This is a genomic window from Scandinavium sp. (genome assembly GCF_032012665.1).
Classification (GTDB): Bacteria; Pseudomonadota; Gammaproteobacteria; order Enterobacterales; family Enterobacteriaceae; genus Scandinavium.
The window spans coordinates 280,387-301,705 of record NZ_DALZVG010000003.1; the positions used below are offsets into that span (position 1 = coordinate 280,387).

General features: G+C 56.1%; 21 protein-coding genes and 1 pseudogene. 13 read left to right on the plus strand and 9 right to left on the minus strand.

What is annotated here, in order from left to right; genetic code table 11:
* The first annotated feature begins 205 nt into the window (after positions 1–205).
* Together exbB and exbD are read left to right on the plus strand one after the other, a co-directional pair.
* The gene (gene exbB / locus RTU33_RS04695; RefSeq protein ID WP_312625663.1) at positions 206–937 is read left to right on the plus strand and encodes a tol-pal system-associated acyl-CoA thioesterase; all 732 of its coding nucleotides are present in this window, start codon (positions 206–208) and stop codon (positions 935–937) included.
* A 6-nt stretch (positions 938–943) separates the two neighbouring features.
* A complete protein-coding gene (gene exbD / locus RTU33_RS04700) occupies positions 944–1,369 on the plus strand; it encodes a TonB system transport protein ExbD (protein ID WP_312625665.1) in 426 nt (141 codons plus the stop codon).
* A 50-nt stretch (positions 1,370–1,419) separates the two neighbouring features.
* Here the strand turns inward: exbD and RTU33_RS04705 are convergent, their stop codons facing one another.
* The 3 genes from RTU33_RS04705 to RTU33_RS04715 form a co-directional block, all read right to left on the minus strand.
* The gene (locus tag RTU33_RS04705; protein WP_312625666.1) at positions 1,420–2,316 is read right to left on the minus strand and encodes an SDR family oxidoreductase; all 897 of its coding nucleotides are present in this window, start codon (positions 2,314–2,316) and stop codon (positions 1,420–1,422) included.
* Positions 2,317–2,377: 61 nt separating this feature from the next.
* Entirely contained in the window at positions 2,378–2,833 is a 456-nt protein-coding gene (locus RTU33_RS04710) for a cytoplasmic protein (RefSeq protein ID WP_312625667.1), read from the minus strand.
* Positions 2,834–2,835: 2 nt separating this feature from the next.
* Positions 2,836–3,240, minus strand: coding sequence for a hypothetical protein (locus RTU33_RS04715; protein WP_312625668.1), 405 nt, complete (start codon positions 3,238–3,240; stop codon positions 2,836–2,838).
* A gap of 103 nt (positions 3,241–3,343) precedes the next feature.
* On the opposite strand from RTU33_RS04715, the gene RTU33_RS04720 reads away from it, so the two are divergent.
* The gene (locus RTU33_RS04720; protein ID WP_312625669.1) at positions 3,344–3,847 is read left to right on the plus strand and encodes an ESA_00282 family adhesion-associated protein; all 504 of its coding nucleotides are present in this window, start codon (positions 3,344–3,346) and stop codon (positions 3,845–3,847) included.
* A 132-nt stretch (positions 3,848–3,979) separates the two neighbouring features.
* Here RTU33_RS04720 and RTU33_RS04725 read toward each other — a convergent pair whose 3' ends face one another.
* Entirely contained in the window at positions 3,980–5,020 is a 1,041-nt protein-coding gene (locus RTU33_RS04725; protein WP_312625670.1) for an aldo/keto reductase, read from the minus strand.
* A 285-nt stretch (positions 5,021–5,305) separates the two neighbouring features.
* Here RTU33_RS04725 and RTU33_RS04730 point away from each other — a divergent pair, with 285 nt between their 5' ends.
* Positions 5,306–6,925 (plus strand): methyl-accepting chemotaxis protein, encoded by a 1,620-nt coding sequence (locus tag RTU33_RS04730; RefSeq protein ID WP_312625672.1) that lies wholly within the window; start codon positions 5,306–5,308, stop codon positions 6,923–6,925.
* Positions 6,926–6,992: 67 nt separating this feature from the next.
* Positions 6,993–7,280: a DUF2623 family protein gene (locus RTU33_RS04735; RefSeq protein WP_312625674.1), complete on the plus strand. Its 288-nt coding sequence runs from the start codon at positions 6,993–6,995 to the stop codon at positions 7,278–7,280.
* Here RTU33_RS04735 and RTU33_RS04740 read toward each other — a convergent pair.
* Both RTU33_RS04740 and yghU read right to left on the minus strand, forming a co-directional pair.
* Positions 7,230–8,252, minus strand: coding sequence for a sensor domain-containing diguanylate cyclase (locus RTU33_RS04740; RefSeq protein WP_312625675.1), 1,023 nt, complete (start codon positions 8,250–8,252; stop codon positions 7,230–7,232). The two genes, RTU33_RS04735 and RTU33_RS04740, sit on opposite strands and share 51 nt — an antisense overlap.
* A 236-nt stretch (positions 8,253–8,488) precedes the next feature.
* Positions 8,489–9,355 carry a glutathione-dependent disulfide-bond oxidoreductase gene (gene yghU, locus RTU33_RS04745; protein WP_312625677.1) on the minus strand — a complete coding sequence of 289 codons (867 nt, stop codon included), beginning with the start codon at positions 9,353–9,355 and terminating at the stop codon, positions 8,489–8,491.
* Between the two features lie 241 nt (positions 9,356–9,596).
* On the opposite strand from yghU, the gene RTU33_RS04750 reads away from it, so the two are divergent.
* The 5 genes from RTU33_RS04750 (at position 9,597) to RTU33_RS04770 (ending at position 15,062) form a co-directional block, all read left to right on the plus strand.
* Positions 9,597–11,189: an ABC transporter substrate-binding protein gene (locus RTU33_RS04750; protein WP_312625678.1), complete on the plus strand. Its 1,593-nt coding sequence runs from the start codon at positions 9,597–9,599 to the stop codon at positions 11,187–11,189.
* 138 nt (positions 11,190–11,327) lie between these two features.
* Positions 11,328–12,272, plus strand: coding sequence for an ABC transporter permease (locus tag RTU33_RS04755; RefSeq protein ID WP_312625697.1), 945 nt, complete (start codon positions 11,328–11,330; stop codon positions 12,270–12,272).
* Between the two features lie 6 nt (positions 12,273–12,278).
* Complete coding sequence (locus RTU33_RS04760) at positions 12,279–13,124, plus strand: ABC transporter permease (RefSeq protein ID WP_312625680.1); 846 nt, start codon at positions 12,279–12,281, stop codon at positions 13,122–13,124.
* A complete protein-coding gene (locus RTU33_RS04765) occupies positions 13,117–14,094 on the plus strand; it encodes an ABC transporter ATP-binding protein (protein WP_312625698.1) in 978 nt (325 codons plus the stop codon). Before RTU33_RS04760 ends, RTU33_RS04765 begins: the two co-directional genes overlap by 8 nt.
* Positions 14,091–15,062, plus strand: coding sequence for an ABC transporter ATP-binding protein (locus RTU33_RS04770; protein ID WP_312625681.1), 972 nt, complete (start codon positions 14,091–14,093; stop codon positions 15,060–15,062). Before RTU33_RS04765 ends, RTU33_RS04770 begins: the two co-directional genes overlap by 4 nt.
* A 68-nt stretch (positions 15,063–15,130) precedes the next feature.
* On the opposite strand, the gene RTU33_RS04775 is transcribed toward RTU33_RS04770, so the two are convergent.
* A complete protein-coding gene (locus tag RTU33_RS04775; RefSeq protein ID WP_312625682.1) occupies positions 15,131–16,045 on the minus strand; it encodes a LysR family transcriptional regulator in 915 nt (304 codons plus the stop codon).
* Between the two features lie 104 nt (positions 16,046–16,149).
* On the opposite strand from RTU33_RS04775, the gene RTU33_RS04780 reads away from it, so the two are divergent.
* Entirely contained in the window at positions 16,150–17,565 is a 1,416-nt protein-coding gene (locus RTU33_RS04780) for an aldehyde dehydrogenase family protein (RefSeq protein ID WP_312625683.1), read from the plus strand.
* Between the two features lie 113 nt (positions 17,566–17,678).
* Here the strand turns inward: RTU33_RS04780 and RTU33_RS04785 are convergent, their stop codons facing one another.
* On the minus strand, positions 17,679–18,227 hold the full coding sequence (locus RTU33_RS04785; RefSeq protein ID WP_312625685.1) for a thioredoxin: 549 nt from the start codon (positions 18,225–18,227) through the stop codon (positions 17,679–17,681).
* A 150-nt stretch (positions 18,228–18,377) separates the two neighbouring features.
* On the opposite strand from RTU33_RS04785, the gene gss reads away from it, so the two are divergent.
* Entirely contained in the window at positions 18,378–20,243 is a 1,866-nt protein-coding gene (gene gss, locus RTU33_RS04790; protein ID WP_312625686.1) for a bifunctional glutathionylspermidine amidase/synthase, read from the plus strand.
* 26 nt (positions 20,244–20,269) lie between these two features.
* Positions 20,270–20,428, plus strand: a complete 159-nt coding sequence (locus RTU33_RS04795; protein ID WP_312625687.1) for a hypothetical protein — start codon at positions 20,270–20,272, stop codon at positions 20,426–20,428.
* A gap of 230 nt (positions 20,429–20,658) precedes the next feature.
* Here RTU33_RS04795 and RTU33_RS04800 read toward each other — a convergent pair.
* Positions 20,659–21,137, minus strand: a pseudogene (locus tag RTU33_RS04800) (DUF4942 domain-containing protein); the annotation flags it as partial.
* Between the last annotated feature and the right edge of the window lie 182 nt (positions 21,138–21,319).

Genomic DNA, 21,319 nt, shown 5'->3' on the forward strand with positions numbered 1-21,319 from the left:
GATTGCAGGGTGAAGTACGAGGAGCGAGCAGATTAAGCAGAAAATTTTGCTGGAACGCAGTAAAGCCCCTTTTTCCTGCGTGAGCGCAATGAAACTTAGTGATGATTGCGTCAATATGTAAATAGTAATGAGAACGACTATCAATTCGACGACTTTTTGATATCATTACGCTCAGATTTTGTGATTTGGATCCTGGAGATACAGAGTGGGTAATAATTTGATGCAGGCGGATCTCTCCGTTTGGGGTATGTATCATCATGCCGACATCGTGGTTAAGGTGGTCATGATCGGCCTGATTCTGGCATCGGTTGTCACCTGGGCAATCTTCTTCAGTAAAAGCACCGAACTGCTGTCGCAAAAGCGCCGCCTCAAGCGTGAGCAGCAGCTGCTGGGCGAAGCCCGCTCCCTGAATCAGGCAAGCGACATCGCTTCCGCCTTCCCGGCCAAAAGCCTCAGCGTTCAACTGCTCAACGAAGCGCAGAACGAGCTGGAGCTCTCCGCAGGCGCCGAAGATAACGAAGGCATTAAAGAGCGTACCGGTTTCCGTCTTGAGCGACGCGTTGCGGCGGCTGGCCGTCATATGGGCCGTGGTAACGGCTATCTGGCGACCATCGGCGCGATTTCTCCGTTCATCGGCTTGTTCGGTACCGTCTGGGGCATCATGAACAGCTTCATCGGTATTGCCCAGACGCAGACCACCAACCTGGCTGTGGTTGCACCTGGTATCGCAGAAGCGCTGCTGGCCACGGCGATCGGTCTGTTCGCCGCCATCCCGGCAGTGGTTATCTATAACATCTTTGCCCGCATGATTGGCAGCCACAAGGCGTTGCTCGGTGATGTGGCCGCACAGGTTCTGCTGCTGCAAAGCCGTGACCTCGACCTGAACGCCAGCGGCACGCCGCCGGTACGTACCGCCCAGAAATTACGGGTAGGGTGACAGCCAATGGCAATGCGTCTGAACGAAAATCTGGACGACAACGGCGAAATGCATGAGATCAACGTGACGCCGTTTATCGACGTCATGCTGGTGCTGCTGATTATCTTTATGGTGGCCGCGCCGCTGGCAACTGTAGATGTCAAAGTGAATCTGCCGGCTTCCTCCAGCCAGCCGCAGCCGCGTCCGGACAAGCCGGTGTATCTGTCCGTGAAGGCGGATAACAGCATGTTCCTCGGTAACGATCCGGTTACCGAAGAGAGCATGGTGAATGCCATCAATGCCCTGACCGAAGGCAAGAAAGACACCACTATCTTCTTCCGTGCGGATAAAACCGTTAACTACGAAACGATGATGAAGGTAATGGATACTCTGCATCAGGCAGGCTATCTGAAAATCGGCCTGGTGGGTGAAGAGCACGCTGCGGCGAAATAATTTTCCACTCAGTCATGAAGCCGACGCTGATCCCTCTGCGTCGGTTTTTTTTAGCCCAGATGTTCTCCCCCGCATACGCCGTGCACTTCTGCGGTGACATAGCTCGATTCCTCACTCGCCAGATAGACATACACAGGCGCCAGCTCAGCAGGCTGACCTGCACGCTTCAGCGGCGTCTGCTGGCCAAATTTCGGTAGCTTGTCCTGGGTTTGCCCGCCTGAAATCTGTAACGGTGTCCAGATTGGGCCAGGTGCGACCACATTGACCCGTACGCCCTGCGGCGCCACCTGTTTGGCAAGCCCGCGGCTGAAGTTCAGGATTGCCGCTTTTGTCGAAGCATAGTCCAGCAGGTGCGGGCTGGGCTGATAAGCCTGAATGGACGAAGTGGTGATGATGCTGGCGCCGGCAGGCAGCAGCGGCAGCGCTTCCTGAACAATCCAGAACAGCGCGAACACGTTGATGGTATAGGTCTTCACCACTTGTTCGGTGGTGAGTGCCTTAATCTCTTCAACAGCAACCTGCTTACCGGCCACCAGCGCCAGAATATCGAGGCCATCCAGCGCCTGGTGAGCCTGATGGGGGAGCTGTCGGGCGAAGTGCTCATCGCTGAGATCGCCCGGCAGCAGAACGGCTTTTCTGCCCGCAGCTTCAATCAGTGCCTTCACCGCCTGAGCATCCTCTTCCTCTGCCGGGAGATAGTTGATGGCGACGTCAGCGCCTTCGCGCGCATAGGCAATGGCCGCCGCGCGGCCAATGCCGGAATCACCGCCGGTAACCAGTGCCTTGCGGCCCGCTAACCGGCCGCTGCCCGTGTAAGACTCCTCACCGCAGTCAGGAACCGGCTGCATCCTGGCCTGAATGCCGGGAGCGGTCTGTTTCTGTTGAGGGTAATCTTCGCGGTAATAGCGCGTCAGCGGGTTCTGTAGTCGAGTCTGATCGTGTCCCATAGCGTTCCCCTTTTCACTGAAGTCAGCTATTAAGGGTAGTTGCTGTGCGGGACAGGGATCACTATCCGGAATGTTCTGTCGCTTTCGGAGGCGTTTTTGCCGGGTGTAGAGAGTGGCGTTCTTCCGGGGCAACGATGTTGACGCTGGCGGTACGGCAGTTACCGTCTGACAGTTTGCGAGTCAGGCGCAGTGTAGCGGCCTCGCGCGCCAGAATGTGCTGATAGCTTGATTCAATATGCGCCAGAATTTTCTCTTTTAGCTGAGGATTGCGCGTCATGATTTCGGCAAGCGCTGCGCCGTAAATCTCTTCTTTGACCTGGAAGGCGTAAATTTCCCGACGATACTGCCACTTCATGCGGACCAGCGCTGCGGGAATAGAGACCAGCGCGCGGGCTATCTCGGCAATCACCGCGTTTTTCTCGTTTTTAAGTGCCTGGAGATTGTGCTGCAGAATGATGGCGTCGCTGTTTTTGTCGTCTAAAGTCAAATAAACGTTATTATTCTCACCCACTTTCATTTTTATTCAGCCTGAAAATCGTAAAAAAGCGAAGTGGTTTTTTCACGCGTAATCAAATTAAGCCAAATTTCATTGCCGTCTTCATTAATTTTATTGGTGCATTCGCTGATAATTTGACTTAATTCCTGTGCGTCGATTTCGCCTTCCATTTGTAGATCATTGAGAACGCGCGCAAAGGCTTCGATTTTTACCACACGAAACAGCCTGTCTGTAATATGGCGATCGCGCTCTTCCAGCAGCATGTTGCGCGACTGGCCGCTATGGCCGACAGAGGCTAATATATCGGCCTGAAAATGTTCGAGGCTTATCTTTCCCTGAGTCAAATTAGCGTGACTTTCTGCTGTTGCGTTATTTTGTTCTGTGCCGGAAATATGAAAGCGTGCCGGAATCAGCGACTCGGGTATCATGCCTGATGTCCTTTTAGTTTCAACAGGATAAGGGCGATAGGGATGTGGGGTTCGTTGACAATATCATGGTGTAAATTTAAAATCAAAAAAAATGGAGCCAACCATGAACAGTATTATTTATTTCGTGATAGCCCTGCTGGTGCTCACTGTTGTTATTCTTTTAATCATCTCTGGTCTGTTTAAAAATGACGTTGTGGAAGAAGCGTCTGCACCCGCGCAGCTGAAATTGCTCAGTAAAGAAGAGGGTGAAGACCATTTTTCTGTGCTGATGAACGCGATAACCCCGGTATGGTACTGGCGAGTCAATCATGAATATATTGATTTTCTTCATGCTACAATAAAACGGATGAGTATCGCTGAATTAAAGGCTACCGATGGGTTATTTGAAGCCCAGCGGCGCTGCAGCGATCTCAATTCTGCGGTGTATAAGTACTATGACAATATAAAAAAGCGCTGCCTCAATGGTGAAAAGGTGCCACACGGAGACCTCGACGTGCTCAACCTCCAGCAGTGTTTTCGCGAATTTAGCCTGAATGCCTATCCATCACTGGTGGCGCTGGTATGGCCGGAGTTTCAGCGCCCGCAGGTGGATCCGCAGGCGGTTTAGGTTGATGCCACTATGGCAGACGCCCTCTCCCTAACCCTCTCCCAAAGGGAGAGGGAACTCAACAATGCGCTGTTTTTGATTTTCTCCCTCTCCCTCAGGGAGAGGGCCGGGGAGAGGGAGAGCCGCCTGTGCTTATTTATCCGAAGAAGCCTGCCATAAATTCAGCTGCCCGTCGGCCACGTGTTGGTCAATCTGCGCCAGCTCCTGCGGCGTAAAGGTCAGGTTGGTCAGCGCCTGCACGTTCTCCTCCAGCTGCTCTGGCCGGCTGGCACCAATCAGCACCGAGGTCACGCGGCTATCCTTCAGCAGCCAGCTCAGCGCCATCTGCGCCATGCTTTGCCCGCGCGATTGCGCCATCTCCTGCAACAGCCGCAGGCTTTGCAGATTGCTCTCGCTGAGCATATTTTCCGTCAGCCCTCGCGCTTTTTTGCCTTCAGTTTGCATTCTGGACCCGTCCGGGATGCCGTTCAGGTATTTCCCCGTCAGCAGCCCCTGGGCCAGCGGCGTGAAGGCAATGCAGCCGACACCGTTCTCTTCCAGCGTATCAAGCAGCCCGGTTTTATCGACCCAGCGATTCAGCAGGTTGTAAGACGGCTGGTGGATCAGCAGCGGGATTTTCCAGTCGCGCAGCAGCGCCACTATTTGCTGTGTGCGCTCGGTCGAGTAGGACGAAATCCCGACGTACAGCGCTTTCCCGCTCTGCACGGCCTGGGCCAGCGCGGCGGCGGTCTCTTCCATTGGCGTTTTCTCGTCGACGCGGTGGGAATAGAAAATGTCGACATAATCAACGCCCATACGCTTAAGGCTCTGGTCGAGGCTTGCCAGCAGATACTTGCGCGAACCACCGGAGCCGTACGGGCCCGGCCACATATCGTACCCGGCCTTTGTCGAGATAATCAGCTCATCGCGGTATGCCGCAAAATCCTCCCGCAGCAGGCGGCCAAAGTTTTCCTCTGCGCTGCCCGGCGGCGGGCCATAGTTATTGGCAAGATCGAAATGGGTGATGCCCAAGTCAAAGGCTTTGCGCAGCAGCGCGCGCTGAGAATCAAGCGACTGAATGTGACCAAAACTGTGCCACAACCCCAGGGACAGCGCAGGCAGCTGCAGCCCGCTGTTGCCGCAATAGCGATACTGCATCTGTTGATAACGTTCGGAACTGGCGAGCCAGGACATAGAAGCTCCTTCTGGTCTGTATTTTGAAACGACGTTTCTATATTAGCGCCTGAAAATGTTCCGGTAAGTTCGGGCGATCACACTGCTGGCGATTAATAAGGTATACGCAATGACCAGGCCCCGTGGCGCTGGCATGGAAGCGGACCCTGGCGTGGTTCAACCGCTACCTGCGTTGAAAGTTTCATAAAAAAATAATCACAAAAGGTTAGAAATTCTCAGGGTGCTGCCGATAACGAGGTATCTGTGACGAACATCACAATATATTTGCAACGGCCAGGAGAATTTATGCACTTGCTTCGTAACTTTACTATCCGGTTGGTCATGCTGACCATCCTCGGTATCTTTGGACTGCTGTGGTCCGGCGTTGGGCTTTACAGCGTCTACTCTTTGTCGAAAGTCTCTCAGGGCAATGAGGTGGACAGGGCGCTGGTAACGCAAATGACGCTGCTGAGCCAGGGCAACGATCAGTATTTTCGTTTTGTCACTCGCCTGAGCCGGGCGATGGAGAGCAAAGCGGCAGGCAGTACTCCGGACTTCGCACCGGCACAGCAGGCGCTGGATAACATGCGCCGCAAGCTGGAGGCGTTAAAAGAGATTTCGCCGGGTCCAATGGATGCGCAGGTATCTGCCGGAACGCTCGCCAGCTGGCAGGCATTGCTGGATAACGGCGTTACGCGCCAGATGCAGCTGGCGACACAGGGCTCCGCAGAAGCGTATCGTCAGCAGGCCAGTAACGTTACACCCGCCCTCAGCCGCGCTTTTGGTGCAAGCACTGAGAAATTTAATACCCAGGCCAATAGTGCGCTCGACCATACCCGCCAGGTGGTGGATCACCTCACGTCCGTTACCCGCACGCTTATCATCGCTACCGTTGTTATCGGCCTGTTGCTGCTGCTCTTTTCCGACCGCTATCTGGTTACGATGCTGGTGAAACCGCTTGACCGCGTGCGCCAGCATTTCCGGCTGATGGCGCAGGGCGATCTCAGCCAGCCAATGTTACCGTTTGGTCGTAACTGCGTAGGGCAGCTGGTGCCATTACTGAACAGCATGCAGGAGAGCCTGCGCGATGCGGTTAGCTCAATCCGCCACGGCAGTGAAAATATCTGGCGTGGCGCGACGGAAATCTCTTCCGGAAACAACGATCTCTCTTCGCGCACGGAAGAACAGGCGTCTGCGCTGGAAGAAACGGCGGCAAGCATGGAACAGCTGACTGCCACCGTCAAACTGAATGCCGATAACGCGCAGCAGGCAAGCCACCTGGCGGATATTGCCTCGCAAACGGCGGGCAAAGGCGGGGCGCTTGTGGAGTCCGTGGTGCAAACCATGTCCGGAATTGCCGACAGCTCGAAGAAAATTGCTGAAATCACCACCGTCATCAACAGCATTGCCTTCCAGACCAACATTCTGGCGCTGAATGCGGCGGTGGAAGCTGCCCGGGCAGGTGAGCAGGGACGAGGTTTTGCGGTGGTGGCCGGGGAAGTGAGAAACCTGGCGAGCCGCAGCGCCGGTGCGGCAAAAGAGATTGAAGGGCTGATTGCGGATTCCGTTACGCGCATCGACAGCGGCGTGCGGTTGGTTAACGACACCGGCAGCACGATGGACGCTATCCTCCGTGCCGTTCAGGAAGTGACGACCCTGATGAAGCAAATTGCCAGCGCCTCGTCAGAGCAGAGTAAAGGGATATCGCAGGTCGGCGTCGCTATCACGCAGATGGACAGCGTCACCCAGCAAAACGCCTCGCTGGTGGAGCAGGTCTCCGCTGCCGCTTCGGCGCTGGAGCAGCAGACGCAGGTGCTCCAGCGTTCGGTGCAGCAGTTCCGTCTGGCAAAAGATGACAATCTGAACGTGCCCGAGACGCCGTTTACACCAAAAACACCGCCTTCCCCGGAATGGGTAGCTTTCTAAATTTCACTGGATCACGCTCAAAATTTCGCTATATAATTTTTTATATAACGATATTTGAGGGGATGCAATGGACAACCATTTTGGCAAAGGTCTGATGGCCGGATTGAATGCGGCACAGGCTGAAGCTGCGGCAAACGTTGGGCAGTACTGCGCGGATTACAAGCGGGGGTTCGTGCTGGGCTTCAGTCACCGGATGTTTGAGCAGACGGGAGACAGGCAGCTCAGCGCGTGGGAAGCGGGCGTGCTGACGCGCCGCTACAATCTCGACAGAGATATGGTGATGGATTTCTTTCGCGAGAAGAACTCAGAGGCGGCGGTACGCTACTTCATGGCGGGCTATCGCGTCGAGCGATGAATCTTCGTTAGAGAGTGAAATGAGCGTCTGACCAATCGCCGCGCCGTTTTTTCCGGTGTGCTTGATCTGATACATCGCAATATCGGCCCGCAGAAGCGCGGCGCTGAAATCGTCTTCGGCCTGCACCTCATTGATGCCAATTGACGCCCCGACCGTGGCGGTGCCGCTTGCCAGCTCAAACGGCGTCAGCGCTGCGCGCAGGCAGTTGTGGGCGGTGCTCCAGACCAGCAGGCTGTTGAGTGAAAAGGGCAGCAGCAGGACAAACTCATCGCCGCCGAGCCGCCCCACCACAGATTCCGGCGGGCAGGCCTCGCGCAGGCGCTGGCTTAGCTGCATCAGCAGCTCATCGCCGCAGCGGTGGCCAAACCGGTCATTCACCGCTTTAAAATCGTCTAAGTCGATAAAGGCTACGCACATGGCTTCACCCAGCTGCATGCGCGAGAAATGCTTCAGCAACGCATGGCGGTTAGCGAGCCCGGTTAACGGATCGTGATTCGCCAACCGGGAAAGTTGTTCCTCGTACTGCTTCTCTTTGGTCATATCGATGTGGGTGCCGGTGACCTTCAGCGGCCTGCCGTCGGCGTCCCATTCACTGACCCGCCCTCTGTCTAACACCCAGGTGACGGTGCCGTTTTTGTGCAACATGCGGTGCAGCGCTTCGTAATACGGCGCTTTCCCTTCCAGATGACTATAAAACGCATCTAAAACCCGCTGCTTATCCTCCGGGTGCAGGTGTTCCCGCCACACGTCGAAATGAGCGCTCAAAGCTTTGGGCTGATAGCCGAGCATCGCGCCCCAGCGACGATTAAAAATAATGAGTTTTCCACTGGGAATATCCAGCTGCCATAAACAAAGCCCGGTACCATCGAGAGCAGCGCTGAGCTTGCTCTTTGCGTCACGGGCAATGCGCAACAGCCGGGCGTTATGCTTTTTCAGATTCTGGATCTGCTGTTTCAGGGCGATTTCAGACATTTATATGCCATATGCCGGAGGAAGACATATTCATACTAATAATGTATTGGCGTGTAAATATCGTGTGAGAAAAAAGTGACCGGGTGTTTGTCCGGTCAATGAGCTTTCCTGAACAAACAAGGAAAATCAATTTTGATTTTCGGCTACTTTCCCACAAAGAAGGGAAACACCACGCTTTTTCCCTTCTTTGTCTGTGAGTTGTGACCGGACGATGACGTCCGGTCGACGGGAAGGGATTATCCCTGGCGTTTATCTTCGGTATTGGTGTCGAAATCGCTGGCGCTGTGGCGCTCATGCAGCTGCTCGTTAAGCGGCCCCTGCGCGCGGTTGACGATACGCCCGCGCTTCACCGCCGGACGATTGCCGACATCCTGCGCCCAACGCAGCACGTTTTTGTAGCTCTCCGCATCAAGGAATTCTGCGGCGTTATACACCGCACCCAGCACCACGTTGCCGTACCACGGCCAGACTGCCATATCGGCAATGGTGTACTCCTCGCCCGCCACATAGCGATTTTTTGCCAGCTGCTTATCCAGTACGTCGAGCTGGCGTTTGGCTTCCATCGTGAAGCGATCGATCGCGTACTCAATTTTCACCGGGGCATAGTTATAGAAGTGGCCGAAGCCGCCGCCGAGGAACGGTGCTGAGCCCTGTAACCAGAACAGCCAGTTCAGCGCTTCCGTACGAGCCGCAGGATCTTTCGGCAGGAAGTGACCAAACTTTTCCGCCAGATAGAGCAGGATTGAGCCAGATTCAAATACGCGCAGCGGCGGATTGACCGAATGATCGCTCAACGCCGGAATCTTGGAGTTTGGGTTGACCTCGACAAAACCGCTGGAGAACTGATCGCCCTCGCCAATGCGGATCATCCACGCGTCATACTCCGCGCCGGTTACCCCGAGCGCCAGCAGCTCTTCGAGCATGATTGTCACTTTCTGGCCGTTCGGCGTACCCAGCGAGTAGAGCTGCAAAGGGTGCGTCCCGACCGGCAGCGCTTTTTCATGGGTTGGGCCGGAGACCGGACGGTTGATGTTGGCGAACGCGCCGCCGCTGTTCTTGTTCCACTCCCAGACTTTCGGAGGCTGATAGTTAGTGTCAGACATATGAGTACCTGGTTTGTTGGTTGACGTATTGAGGCAGTGTAGCAGGTGATAATGCCAGGCTTTAGCATTCAGCGGCGTGATGGGGCTAACGGCTTATTTTAAAAACATCTTATATAGATCGTTTCGGATATAAGCTTAAACAAAAATCGCATTTCAAATCGTGTGGCAAAGGCTCCACTATGCACGGCGAACTGCACCGTAAAGCAGACAAAAAATAATGATGGCAAGGAGTTAATAAAGCATGCGCAAGTTGGTTTTCTCCGCCGCGATGATCTCGCTGGCCTTCGGTCTCGCGGGATGCGATGACGCAAAAAATAAAGACACCGTAAACGCTCCGGCGGCAAACCAGAACGCCGCGCCGAAAGAGGGCGGTTCGCTGATTATCGGCATTACCTCCGGCGATCCGCTGGCGGTAAACCCGATTTACGCCAGCGACCGCACGACGCTGACTATCATGCAGGCGCTTTATGCACCGCTTTACAGCTACAACGACGGCAAAATCGAATGGGGCCTGGCCGAAAGCCTGACGCCGTCCGCCGATAATCTCAGCTACACCCTGAAGCTGAAGCCGAACCTGAAATGGCAGGACGGCCAGCCGCTGACAGCCGACGACGTGGTTTTCACCTTTAACAAACTGCTGGATGAAAAGCAGCACAGCTTCTTCCGCAGCATGTTTATGTTTGGCGGTAAGCCGGTTGCGGTGAGCAAAGTCGACGATTTGACGGTGAAATTTACCCTGCCGCAGGTCAGCGCCGCGTTCGTCGGTACTTTAGTGCAGATTTACCCCATTCCGCAGCATGTATTCGCCAACGAAGCCGATCTGGAAAAGAGCAGCAAGAACGATGCGCCGGTGGGCTCCGGGCCGTTCAAATTTAAAGAGTATCGTGCCGGGCAGTACTACGCGCTGACCCGCTTTGACAACTACTGGAACGGCAAAGCGAAGCTCGATTCCGTGACCTACCGCTTCGCCAAAGACAGCAACTCCGCCAACCTGGCGCTGCAAAACGGCGAAATCAACCTGAAGATGGTCGACCCACAGGACGTCTCACGCCTGAAAAACACCGGCAAATTCGACTTCGTGACCTATCCGGAAGGGCGTCTGGCGTACATGACCTTCAACCAGAACGTGCCGGTGATGCAGAGCAAAGCGCTGCGTCAGGCAATCGCTTATGCCATCAACAAGGATGACCTTGTCACTACTGCGTTCACCTCACAGGATTACGCCAAACCGGCCACGTCGTTCCTGACGCCGGACACGCTGTACCACTCGGACGACGTGGACCAGTACAAGTTCGATCTGCAAAAAGCGAAGGATTTGCTGAAGGAGTCGGGTGCTCCGGCGAACCTCAGGCTGCGCCTGGCCTATGTGAACACCAATAAAACCCAGGAGAGCATGAGCCTCTACATTCAGCAGCAGCTGAAGGCGCTGGGGATTAACGTGGAGCTGATGCCGCTGGACGCCAACGCCATGTCCCAGCGAAGCCTCGATATGAAGAACACCGCGTGGGAGCTGAACCTCGGCGGCTACATCATGGGTGCCGAGCCGGACGGCTACAAGTCGCTATTTATGAGCAACGAAGCCTACAACTACGCGCACTACAAAAATCCGCAGTTCGACGCGCTGTGGGATAAAGGCGCGATTGAAACAGACGCTGCCAAACGCGGTGAGATCTACAGGCAGATTCAGCAGACCGTAGCGACCGATATGACGTACTACCCAATCGCCTACACCAATGCGACGGTCGCGGTCGATAAACGCTTTGGCGGTACCGCAGAAGCCGAACCTAAGCCGGTTTATATGTTCCAGGATCTGTCGAAGATTTATCAAAAATAATCAGTGATATCTGAACGCTGACTCTGTGCCGGGCGGCACGTTGTTTGCCCGGCCTACCAATCCTGTAGGCCCGGTAAGCGTAGCGCCACCGGGCACTTTCTCAGCGGCCAGTTTTGTGAAGGGAATGTCGTGAACTCAATGCTGACGCGTCGGCTGCTGCAACTGCTGCCGATGCTTTTCTTTATTTCGCTGGTGGCGTTCCTGCTGGTGAAGCTTGCGCCGGGCGATCCCGTGCAGGCGTATATCACCCCGAGGATGGCGCCAGAGGATATCGAACGTATCCGCCACAGCCTCGGGCTCGATAAGCCGCTGGTCACCCAATACTTCCTGTGGCTGAAAAACGTCCTTCAGGGCGACCTCGGTTATTCGCTTATCTACCATCGTCCGGTGCTGGAAATGATTGTCGAACGCATTCCCGCCACGCTCGGGCTGATGGGGGCGTCGCTGGTTCTGGCGATTATCCTCGCGGTGCCGCTTGGCCTGCTGGCGGGCGCGTTTAAGCACCGCTGGCTCGATCACTTTCTCAACCTGTTTGCCTATGTCGGCATCTCCGTGCCGATTTTCTGGTTCGGTATTCTGCTCATTACCGTGTTTGCCGTGCAGCTTAACGCGCTGCCGAGCATGGGGATGCGTACGATTGGCGTCGAGGATAGCTGGGCCGACGTCGTGCGCCACGGCGTGCTGCCATGTATTGCGCTGACCTTTTACAACCTCTCCAACTATGTGCGCTACGTACGCTCGAACACGATCGGTCAGCTTTCTGCAGACTACGTGCAGACGCAGTTAGCCTACGGTGCTACTTACCGCACGATCCTGTTTCGTCACGTGCTTAAAAACGTGCTGCTGCCGGTGATCACTCTGTTTGGCCTGTCGTTTGGCGAGCTGATCGTGGGCGCGTACGTGACCGAAAGCGTCTTCTCCTGGCCGGGCATGGGCCTGCTGGGCATTCAGGCGATCGCCTCGCTGGATTATCCGCTGATCATGGCAATCATCCTGTTGTCGTCGCTGATGCTGATCCTCGGCAACCTGCTGGCGGATCTGCTCTATCGCTTCGCCGATCCCCGCATCCGGACGCTGAGGTAGCAGACGATGAGCAGAAGATGGCAAAACGTTCGTCACCAGCTGAAACGGAATCGTCCGGCGCAGTTTTCCCTGCTGGTGCTCTTCATTTTTATTCTCGCGGCGCTGGCGGCGGGATTCAGCCCTTACGATCCGGACCAGATGGCGCTCGGCGCGCGCATGCTGCCGCCCGATGCCGGGCACTGGTTCGGCACCGATGAATACGGTCGGGACTATTTCACCCGCGCGCTCTACGGCGGCCAGATCTCATTGATGGTTGGCTTTCTGGTGATGATCTTCTCCACCCTGATTGGCACGGTGGTCGGCACCCTCAGCGGCTATTTTGGCGGCTGGATCGACAACCTGATGATGCGTGCCGTCGAAATCCTGATGGCGATCCCGGCGTTCTTCCTGCTGTTGGTGCTTAATGCGTATCTGAAGCCGGGCGTCGAGAGCATCATCCTGATTATCAGTCTGCTGACGTGGATGAACATGTCGCGCATGATCCGCGCCGAAACGCTGTCGGTGAAGGAGCGAGAATATGTACTCTACGCCCGCGCGTCCGGTGAGCATCCGCTGCGGATCATCGTGCGCCACATTATTCCCGGCGTGCTGCCAACGATTATCGTCGCCGCCACGCTGAATATCGCCTCCGCGATTCTGATGGAGTCGACGTTAAGCTTCCTCGGGCTTGGCGTGCAGCAGCCCGCCGCGTCCTGGGGAAGCATGCTGAATAATGCGCAATCGTACATCGGAGAGGCTTCCTGGCTGGCGATGTTCCCGGGCATTCTGATCCTGCTGACGGTGTTCAGCTTTAACGTGCTGGGCGACGTGTTCCGCACCGCCTTTGAGCCGGGAGCCAACCGTGATGCATAACTTACTGGAACTCGAAAACTTAACAACGTCGTTCTTTACCCGCGACGGCGAAGTGCATTCGGTGCGCGGGGTGAGCTTTGCGCTGCAGCCCGGCGAGCTTGTCGGCATCGTCGGAGAATCGGGCTGCGGCAAAAGCGTCACCTGTAAGTCGGTGATCCAGCTGCTCGGTAATACCGGTAAAATCACCGGCGGCCATGTGCGCTTTCGCGGTGAAGATCTTGCACGGAAAACGCCGGAGCAGATGCGGCGCATTCGCGGCAACGATATCGCGATGATCTTCCAGGATCCGATGACGGCGCTGAACCCGGTGCTGACCGTTGGCCGCCAGATGACGGAAATTTTGCGCCGCAATAAAGGGCTGTCGAAGCGTGAGGCGAAAGCCAAAGCGGTTGAAATGCTGGGCCGCGTGGGCATTGCGGATGCAGAGCGGCGCTTTGACCAGTATCCCCATGAGTTCAGCGGCGGGATGCGCCAGCGCGTAATGATCGCCATTGCGCTCTCCTGCGGTCCGCAGCTGCTGATTGCCGATGAGCCGACCACCGCGCTGGACGTGACCATTCAGGCGCAGATCCTGCGTCTGCTGAAATCGCTGCAGCAGGAAACCGGCACGGCGATTTTGCTTATCACCCACGATCTCGGCGTGGTGGCGCAGGTATGCAGCCGCGTGGTGGTGATGTACGGCGGACAGGTGATGGAAGAGGGCAGCGTGGAGGACATTTTCTGGCAGCCTCTGCATCCGTACACCCGCGGGCTGCTGGCGTCTTTACCGCGTGCAGATGAACCTGAGCATCGTCTTTCGCCGATCGAAGGCTCTCCGCCAGGTTTGCTCAACCCGCCGCCGGGCTGCCCGTTTGCTGAACGCTGCCCGCAGAAGATGGCGCAGTGTGACAAGCAGCCACCGTTTTACGCCAATAATAACGGCCACCGCACTGCATGCTGGCTATGGCAGGACAAGGAGATCCCCGCATGAGTCAGGAGCCATTAATTCGCGTACGTGAATTGCGTAAGCACTATTCCCTCGGCGGCGGCCTGATGAGAAAAGGGCTGACGGTCAGGGCCGTCGACGGCGTCAGTTTCGATATTCTGCCGGGCGAAACCTTTGGCCTGGTGGGCGAATCCGGCTGCGGTAAATCGACGCTCGGGCGGGCGATCCTGAGGCTGTTCGACATCACCTCCGGCGAGATTACCTTTGCCGGGCAGGAGATTGCGCAGGCGAACGAGAAAACCCTCAAGCCGCTGCGTCGCCGGATGCAGGCCATTTTTCAGGATCCGTACTCCTCGCTGAACCCCGGTATGACCGTGCAGCAGCTGGTGTCCGAGCCGATGCAGATCCATGGCTATGACAAGCAGACCCAGCGAGATCGTGCGCAAGAGCTGTTGTATAAAGTTGGGCTCAAGCAGGAGCATTTACAGCGTTTCCCGCATGAGTTCAGCGGCGGGCAGCGCCAGCGCATCAGCATTGCCCGCGCGCTGTCGGTACGCCCGGAGTTTGTGCTGTGCGACGAGCCGCTTTCGGCGCTGGACGTGTCGGTGCAGGCGCAGGTGGTGAATATCCTGCAGGATTTACAGCAGGAGCTGGGGCTGACCTATCTGTTTATCGCCCATGACCTGTCGATGGTGCGCCATATCTCCAGCCGGATTGGGGTGATGTATCTCGGCAAGCTGGTGGAGGTGGCAGAGGCCAATACGCTGTATCAGCACCCGGCGCATCCGTATACGCGAGCGCTGCTGGCCTCCGTACCGCAGCCCGATCCGCGCGTGCGTCATCTCGATCACGGCGGGCTGAAAGGGGAAATCCCGGGCCCGACGGCGGAAATCAGCGGCTGCCGGTTCTGTAGCCGCTGCCCGCAGGTGATGCCGGTTTGTCGCGAGCAGGAGCCGCCGATGCAGGAGATTGCCCCGCGCCATTTTGCGGCGTGCTGGTTGTTTAAGGTCTGAGTTTTACCTGCGAAATCTGCCCGGTGACGGCTTACGCCTTACCGGGCCTACAAAAAGCGCAGGCCGGGTTAGCGCAGCGCCACCCGGCTTTCATTGCGCAGCTCATGCACTAGCTCAATAAACGCCTTCAGCCCCGGCGGAACGTGACGTCTGCCGGGGTAGTAGAGCTGCAGGCCGCCAAACGGCTGACTCCACTCGTCCATCACGCTGATTAGCCGCCCGGCGGCGATATCCTCATCCACAAACCAGTTGGAAATAAAGGCGATGCCGATCCCGCTGAGGGCGGCGCGATGAATGGCGCGCATCTCGTTAAGCACGATACGCGGCGGCACGTTGACGTTGATTTTCTGCTGGTTGCGCTCCAGCTCCCAGTGATAAATGCCGCCGTGGGACATGCGCATGCCGACGCTCTGATGTTTCAGTAAATCATCCGGCGACTGCGGCGTGCCGTGTCTGGCCAGATACTCCGGCGTAGCGACGATCAGCATGCGGATGTCCGGCGTGAGCGGTACGGCAATCATGTCCTGAGGCACGGATTCCGCCAGGCGGATCCCCGCGTCATAGCCTTCCGCTACAATATCGACCAGCCGGGATTCGCTGGTGATCTCCAGCCGTATTTGCGGATAGCGTTTCAGGAATGTTTCCAGCAACGGTTCATACAGTATCGACACGCTCTCCTGCGGAGCGTTAATGCGCAGCGTACCCGTGGGCGTATCGGGCACGGCGGTGATCTCTTCCGACGCGCGCTGAATTTCTGCCAGCGCAGGCGCAATCCGCTCGACGTAGCGCTCGCCTGCAGGCGTCAGCGCTACGCTGCGGGTGGAACGGTTGAACAAGCGCACCTTCAGACGGCTTTCCAGCCCGGCAACGGCATTGCTGACCGCCGTGGCAGACATGCCGAGTTCGCGCGCCGCGGCGCGAAAACTTTGACGATGGGCGACGGCGAGCACCACTTCCAGCTCCGTGAATCCTGTGCGATGCATAGATTATCCCGATTTTCGTGACAGTCCATTCAGGATAGACCCTCTTATCGTAGCGGTCATCCGTTTCTATACTCGCTCCACAAACTGAATATGTGGGGAATACCATGCAGCACATCGACAGCATTTACATCAACGGCGAATTCGTTACTCCGCACGGCGAAGAGCGCTTTGAACTGTTCAACCCGACAACCGAAGCGGTAATTGGCACCGTGCGCCTGGCTGATGAAGTCGACGCCGAACGGGCGATCGCGGCAGCGAAAGCGGCGTTTCCTGCGTGGTCCAGCACGACGAAAGCGGAGCGTATCGCCGTGCTGAAGCGTATGCACGCTGCCGTTGCGGCGCGAGAGGATGAGCTTCTGGACGCTATCGTTACGGAATACGGTGCACCTGCGGTTCGCGGGCGCTGGATGGCGCAATACCCGGCAGACGTGATTGCTCAGGCGATTGAGGCGCTGGAGTCGTTTGAATTTGTTGAGCAGGCAGGCAGCGCGCAGGTGATCATGACCCCGGTGGGCGTGGCGGGGCTTATCACGCCGTGGAACAGCGACGCCGGGTTTATCTGCAATAAGCTTGCCACGGCGATGGCGGCGGGCTGTACGGCGGTGATCAAACCGAGCGAGATGAGCGGCATTCAGACTCAGGTTGTGACCGAAGCGCTGCATGAAGCCGGTATTCCGGCGGGCGTGTTCAATATCATTACCGGGCGCGGCGAGGTGGTGGGCGACGCGATTAATCATCACCCGGATATCGCCAAAATCTCTTTTACCGGTTCGACGGCGGTGGGCAAGCATATCGTTGAAAGCGGAGCGCGGACCCTGAAGCGCGTGACGCTCGAGCTCGGCGGGAAGTCACCGACGATTATTCTGGACGATGCCGAAACCGATCGGGCCGTGCCGCTGGCGCTGGCCGCAGGGTTTATGAACAGTGGCCAGGCGTGCGTCGCCGGAACGCGTATTCTGGTGCCGCGTAGCCGCCAGACGGAATTTGAACAGGCGTTCGTTCAGGCGGTAAGTAAGGTGCAGTCCGGCGATCCGCGTAATGAAAATACCGATATCGGCCCGATGGTCAGCCGCAAGCAGTGGCAGCGCGTGCAGGACTACATTCGTCTTGGCGTGGAAGAGGGAGCGAAGCTGCTGGTTGGCGGAGAAGGGCGCCCGGCGGGCATGACGCAGGGCTGGGGCGTGAAGCCGACCGTCTTTGTCGGGCATAACCAGATGCGCATTGCCCGTGAAGAGATTTTTGGCCCGGTTCTGGTGATGATCCCTTACGACGATGAAGCCGAAGCGCTGGCTATCGCTAACGACACGACCTATGGCCTGAGTGCGATGGTGCTTGGCAGCAACACCGAACATGCAGTGCGCGTTGCGCAGCAAATTGAATCGGGTCGTGTGCTGGTCAATACGATGGCACATGAACCTAAAGCGCCGTTCGGCGGCATGAAGCAGTCCGGCCTGGGCCGCGAAATGGGCAAATGGGGCATACAGGCTTATCTGGAGGCGAAAACGCTGCTGGTGGGATAACGTTGGATGGCCGGGCGGCGCGTGACTTGCCCGGCCTGGGTGAACACTCAACTGTAGGCCCGGTAAGGCGTCAGCCGCCACCGGGCAATCAGACACCGGGCAACGCTCAGTGGTTATGCCAGAATTCGCTCAGCCCAAACGGCAATATCATCCCCGCTGCCTAAATCTGGCTGAACCAGCCCGTTTACCATAAACGTCGGCGACACGTGGATCCCGTTCTGGCGGGCGTATTTACAGTGCCATTTAATCAACGTTTGCAGCTCCGGCACCGCGAACGCTTCGGCGACCTGTACGCCGCTGTAGCGTTCAATACGTTCCAGAATGTCCTGCGGCGTGGCCTGCATATTCGGCCCGCTGCAATGATCCGTGAATTCAAACTCCTCCCGACGATCTGCCACCGCCTGCATCACTTTTTTGGCTTTGGCTTTACCGTCCGGCAAGGTTGATGCGGCAAGAATGCAGCGGACGATTACGCCAGAGAAAAGATGCCACGGCTGTGACTGCAAACGGATTTTTATCGTCAGCTTATCTTCTCCGACGGCGGCCAGCAGCGCGTCAAGTTTGTTGAACGCTTTTACCGAGAAGGGGCAGGTAGGTTCCAGAAAAACCTCGAAAGTTTTTGGACCGTGCCCCCACTCCAGCGCCTGTGCCTGTAAGCTCATGTTGACTCCTGATGTTGTGTTGTCGTTTCGATTATCTTATCTGCGAGGTGTATGATTAAGCCACTTCTGTCAGAACATTGGCAATGCGCAGACGACGACAGGAATTCAGTAAGCCGCCTGCTCCCCCGAACGAAAAATTAGGTTGGAAGAATGAGTACTGGAATCTCCGGCAGTGATGCACCTTTTGGAACGTTGTTAGGGTATGCGCCGGGAGGCGTGGCGATTTACTCCTCAAACTACAGCAGTTTAGGTCCTGATTTCTCTCACAGCGATGTTTCTTTTCGCAGCTATATAGATAACGAATACATGGGCCACAAATGGCAGTGCGTTGAGTTTGCGCGCCGCTTTCTGTTTCTGACCTACGGCTTTGTATTTACCGATGTCGGCATGGCCTATGAGATTTTTTCCCTGCGCTTTTTACGCCAGGTGGTGAACGATAATCTTTTGCCGCTGCAGGCGTTTGCCAATGGCTCAAAACGTCCGCCGGTAGCGGGTTCGCTGCTTATCTGGCAGAAGGGCGGCGAGTTCAATGAAACTGGCCACGTGGCGGTCATCACGCAGCTGGTGGGCAATAAGGTTCGCGTGGCCGAACAGAACGTGATTCATCATCCGCTGCCGCAGGGCCAGCAGTGGACGCGCGAGCTGACGCTGGTCGTGAAGGACGGGCACTACACCATTGAAGACACGTTTGATGACACCACCATTCTGGGGTGGATGATCCAGACGGAAAACAATGAACACAGCCTGCCGCAGCCCGCGCTGCCGGGGAAAGCGCTGAATATTCAGGGCGCGCGCCTGGAAAATAAAGGTCAGTTCGATGGCGCATGGCTGAACGAGCAGGAGCCTTTGCAGGCCGCCTACGTTCGGGCCAACGGTCACTTTATCAATCAAGATCCCTGTCAGTATTTCACCATCACCGAGTGCGCCGAGCAGGAGCTGGTGAAGGCGACCAACGAACTGCACCTGATGTATCTGCACGCCACCGACAAGGTGATGAAGGATGACTCGCTGCTGGCGCTGTTCGACATCCCGAAAATCCTCTGGCCACGCTTACGTCTTTCCTGGCAGCGGCGTCGCCACGATATGATCACCGGGCGCATGGATTTCTGCATGGATGAGCGTGGGCTGAAGGTCTATGAGTACAACGCCGATTCGGCGTCGTGCCATACCGAAGGTGGCCTGATTCTGGAGCAGTGGGCAAAAACGGGCTATCGTGGCGAAGGCTATAACCCTTCAGAAGAGCTGTTAAGCGAACTGATTGGCGCGTGGAAACACAGCAGCGCTCGCCCGTTTGTCCACATCATGCAGGACAAGGATCTGGAGGAAAATTATCACGCCCGCTTTATGCAAAAGGCGCTGACGGAAGCCGGGTTTGACAGCAAAATTCTCTACGGCCTGGACGAGCTACGCTGGGATGCCGCCGGGCTGCTGATCGACGGTGACAACCGTCCGGTGAACTGCGTGTGGAAAACCTGGGCGTGGGAAACCGCTATTGAGCAGGTGCGTGAAGTCAGCGAAACCGAGTTTGCCGCCGTGCCGATCCGCACGGGCCACCCGGATAATGAAGTACGCCTGATAGACGTGCTGCTGCGCCCGGAAGTGATGGTCTTTGAACCGCTGTGGACGGTAGTGCCGGGCAACAAGGCTATTCTACCGGTGCTCTGGCAGCTCTTCCCGAATCACCGTTATCTGCTGGATACGGATTTTGTGGTCAATGAGGAGCTGGCGAAAACCGGCTATGCGGTGAAGCCGATTTCAGGCCGCTGCGGCAGCAATATCGACCTTGTCAGCCACGATGAAGAGCTGCTGGACCAAAGCTCAGGCAAGTTCGTCGACCGTAAAAATATCTACCAGCAGCTCTGGTGCCTGCCCAACGTCGACGGCAAGTACATTCAGGTGTGCACCTTCACCGTGGGTGGCAACTATGGTGGCACCTGCCTTCGCGGTGATGAGTCTCTGGTCATCAAGAAAGAGAGCGATATCGAGCCGCTGATAGTGGAGAGCCGGAAAGAGTAGACCTGAGTTTTGCTCGCGGGATGAGGGTGTCATTCCGCGAGCGAATCATCGAACCCGCTTCGATGCAGAGTCCGGAAGCAGAAAAGCAAAAAACCGCCTTTTGGGCGGGTTCTTTAAATAGTGGCGGAATCGGAATCGATGTGTTGCAATTTCATATTGATTTTTATGGTTTATTTTTGATGTGATTAATTTTATACCCTCAATTGTACCCTCGGTCCGTATTTGTCGGTTTTTGGTGTCTCGAACCGGGGAACGAAGATGCTGACATTATGAGTTTGCTTCTTATGTACATCTTTTTGAGGGTGATACTGTTTGTACCTCATCATTTGAACAAGTTGTCTGCGCATTTGATTTGTCTCAAGCTCTCACTGTTCTCAAGAGTAAAATGATAAAAGCTGTTACCTCCATCTCCTACATCAATATGCCAGCTTTTCTTCACGATGTACGCAAACGCTGCTTTGCAGACCAAAGTCTTCTTACCATCGACGATGATTTTCTTACCAAACATACATGGGCTGCTGCTCTTGTAGTCCCAGCTCAGCCCTTTAAATACGTTAATGATCCCGCGCTCAAAGACTTCGCTTTATTTTGATGCTGCTCAAAGGTACTGACAATATTGTCTTTACTTATGGTGGGGATGTCGTCCTTCTCCAGACTATCGTACCATTCGTCACGTGCCTGGGCATCCATTAGTGCAATCGTCCCGGATTTGTTCATCAGATCGCGCCAGATGCTGGTAGTGACCTGCGAGATCGTGTCAAGTTGCTGGATCAGAGTGTCGATGCATTCCAGTGCGTTATTACGTCCGGTGACGATACGCTCAATACTGGTGGAGCAAATTACGTCGGTATGGTCGGTTAACACTTCGGGTTCGGTGAAGGTAAGTTCTGACATCAGTAATCTCCTTTATATAAAGCAAAGCACCAACTGGTGAGGGCAGGCGTTTATGCTGTGTGATGAGTATGGTTCGATGGTTAATCTGCTGTGCCCTGTTGCAGAAGCTGCAGATGATGGAGGTCGCGTGGACTGACCCCACGCCCGTAGACAAATTCTGTCCTCACGACGAGGCCTGTTCG

Coding starts and splice junctions, on each gene's coding strand:
- RTU33_RS04705 (WP_312625666.1), bottom strand. CDS start 2,316: ATGGGACACGATCAGACTCGACTACAGAACCCGCTGACGCGCTATTAC.
- RTU33_RS04765 (WP_312625698.1), top strand. CDS start 13,117: ATGCATAACTTACTGGAACTCGAAAACTTAACAACGTCGTTCTTTACC.
- RTU33_RS04785 (WP_312625685.1), bottom strand. CDS start 18,227: ATGAGCTTACAGGCACAGGCGCTGGAGTGGGGGCACGGTCCAAAAACT.
- RTU33_RS04740 (WP_312625675.1), bottom strand. CDS start 8,252: ATGTCTGAAATCGCCCTGAAACAGCAGATCCAGAATCTGAAAAAGCAT.
- RTU33_RS04770 (WP_312625681.1), top strand. CDS start 14,091: ATGAGTCAGGAGCCATTAATTCGCGTACGTGAATTGCGTAAGCACTAT.
- RTU33_RS04760 (WP_312625680.1), top strand. CDS start 12,279: ATGAGCAGAAGATGGCAAAACGTTCGTCACCAGCTGAAACGGAATCGT.
- yghU (WP_312625677.1), bottom strand. CDS start 9,355: ATGTCTGACACTAACTATCAGCCTCCGAAAGTCTGGGAGTGGAACAAG.
- gss (WP_312625686.1), top strand. CDS start 18,378: ATGAGTACTGGAATCTCCGGCAGTGATGCACCTTTTGGAACGTTGTTA.
- RTU33_RS04775 (WP_312625682.1), bottom strand. CDS start 16,045: ATGCATCGCACAGGATTCACGGAGCTGGAAGTGGTGCTCGCCGTCGCC.
- RTU33_RS04710 (WP_312625667.1), bottom strand. CDS start 2,833: ATGAAAGTGGGTGAGAATAATAACGTTTATTTGACTTTAGACGACAAA.
- RTU33_RS04750 (WP_312625678.1), top strand. CDS start 9,597: ATGCGCAAGTTGGTTTTCTCCGCCGCGATGATCTCGCTGGCCTTCGGT.
- RTU33_RS04780 (WP_312625683.1), top strand. CDS start 16,150: ATGCAGCACATCGACAGCATTTACATCAACGGCGAATTCGTTACTCCG.
- exbD (WP_312625665.1), top strand. CDS start 944: ATGGCAATGCGTCTGAACGAAAATCTGGACGACAACGGCGAAATGCAT.
- RTU33_RS04720 (WP_312625669.1), top strand. CDS start 3,344: ATGAACAGTATTATTTATTTCGTGATAGCCCTGCTGGTGCTCACTGTT.
- RTU33_RS04730 (WP_312625672.1), top strand. CDS start 5,306: ATGCACTTGCTTCGTAACTTTACTATCCGGTTGGTCATGCTGACCATC.
- RTU33_RS04755 (WP_312625697.1), top strand. CDS start 11,328: ATGCTGACGCGTCGGCTGCTGCAACTGCTGCCGATGCTTTTCTTTATT.
- RTU33_RS04725 (WP_312625670.1), bottom strand. CDS start 5,020: ATGTCCTGGCTCGCCAGTTCCGAACGTTATCAACAGATGCAGTATCGC.
- RTU33_RS04715 (WP_312625668.1), bottom strand. CDS start 3,240: ATGATACCCGAGTCGCTGATTCCGGCACGCTTTCATATTTCCGGCACA.
- RTU33_RS04735 (WP_312625674.1), top strand. CDS start 6,993: ATGGACAACCATTTTGGCAAAGGTCTGATGGCCGGATTGAATGCGGCA.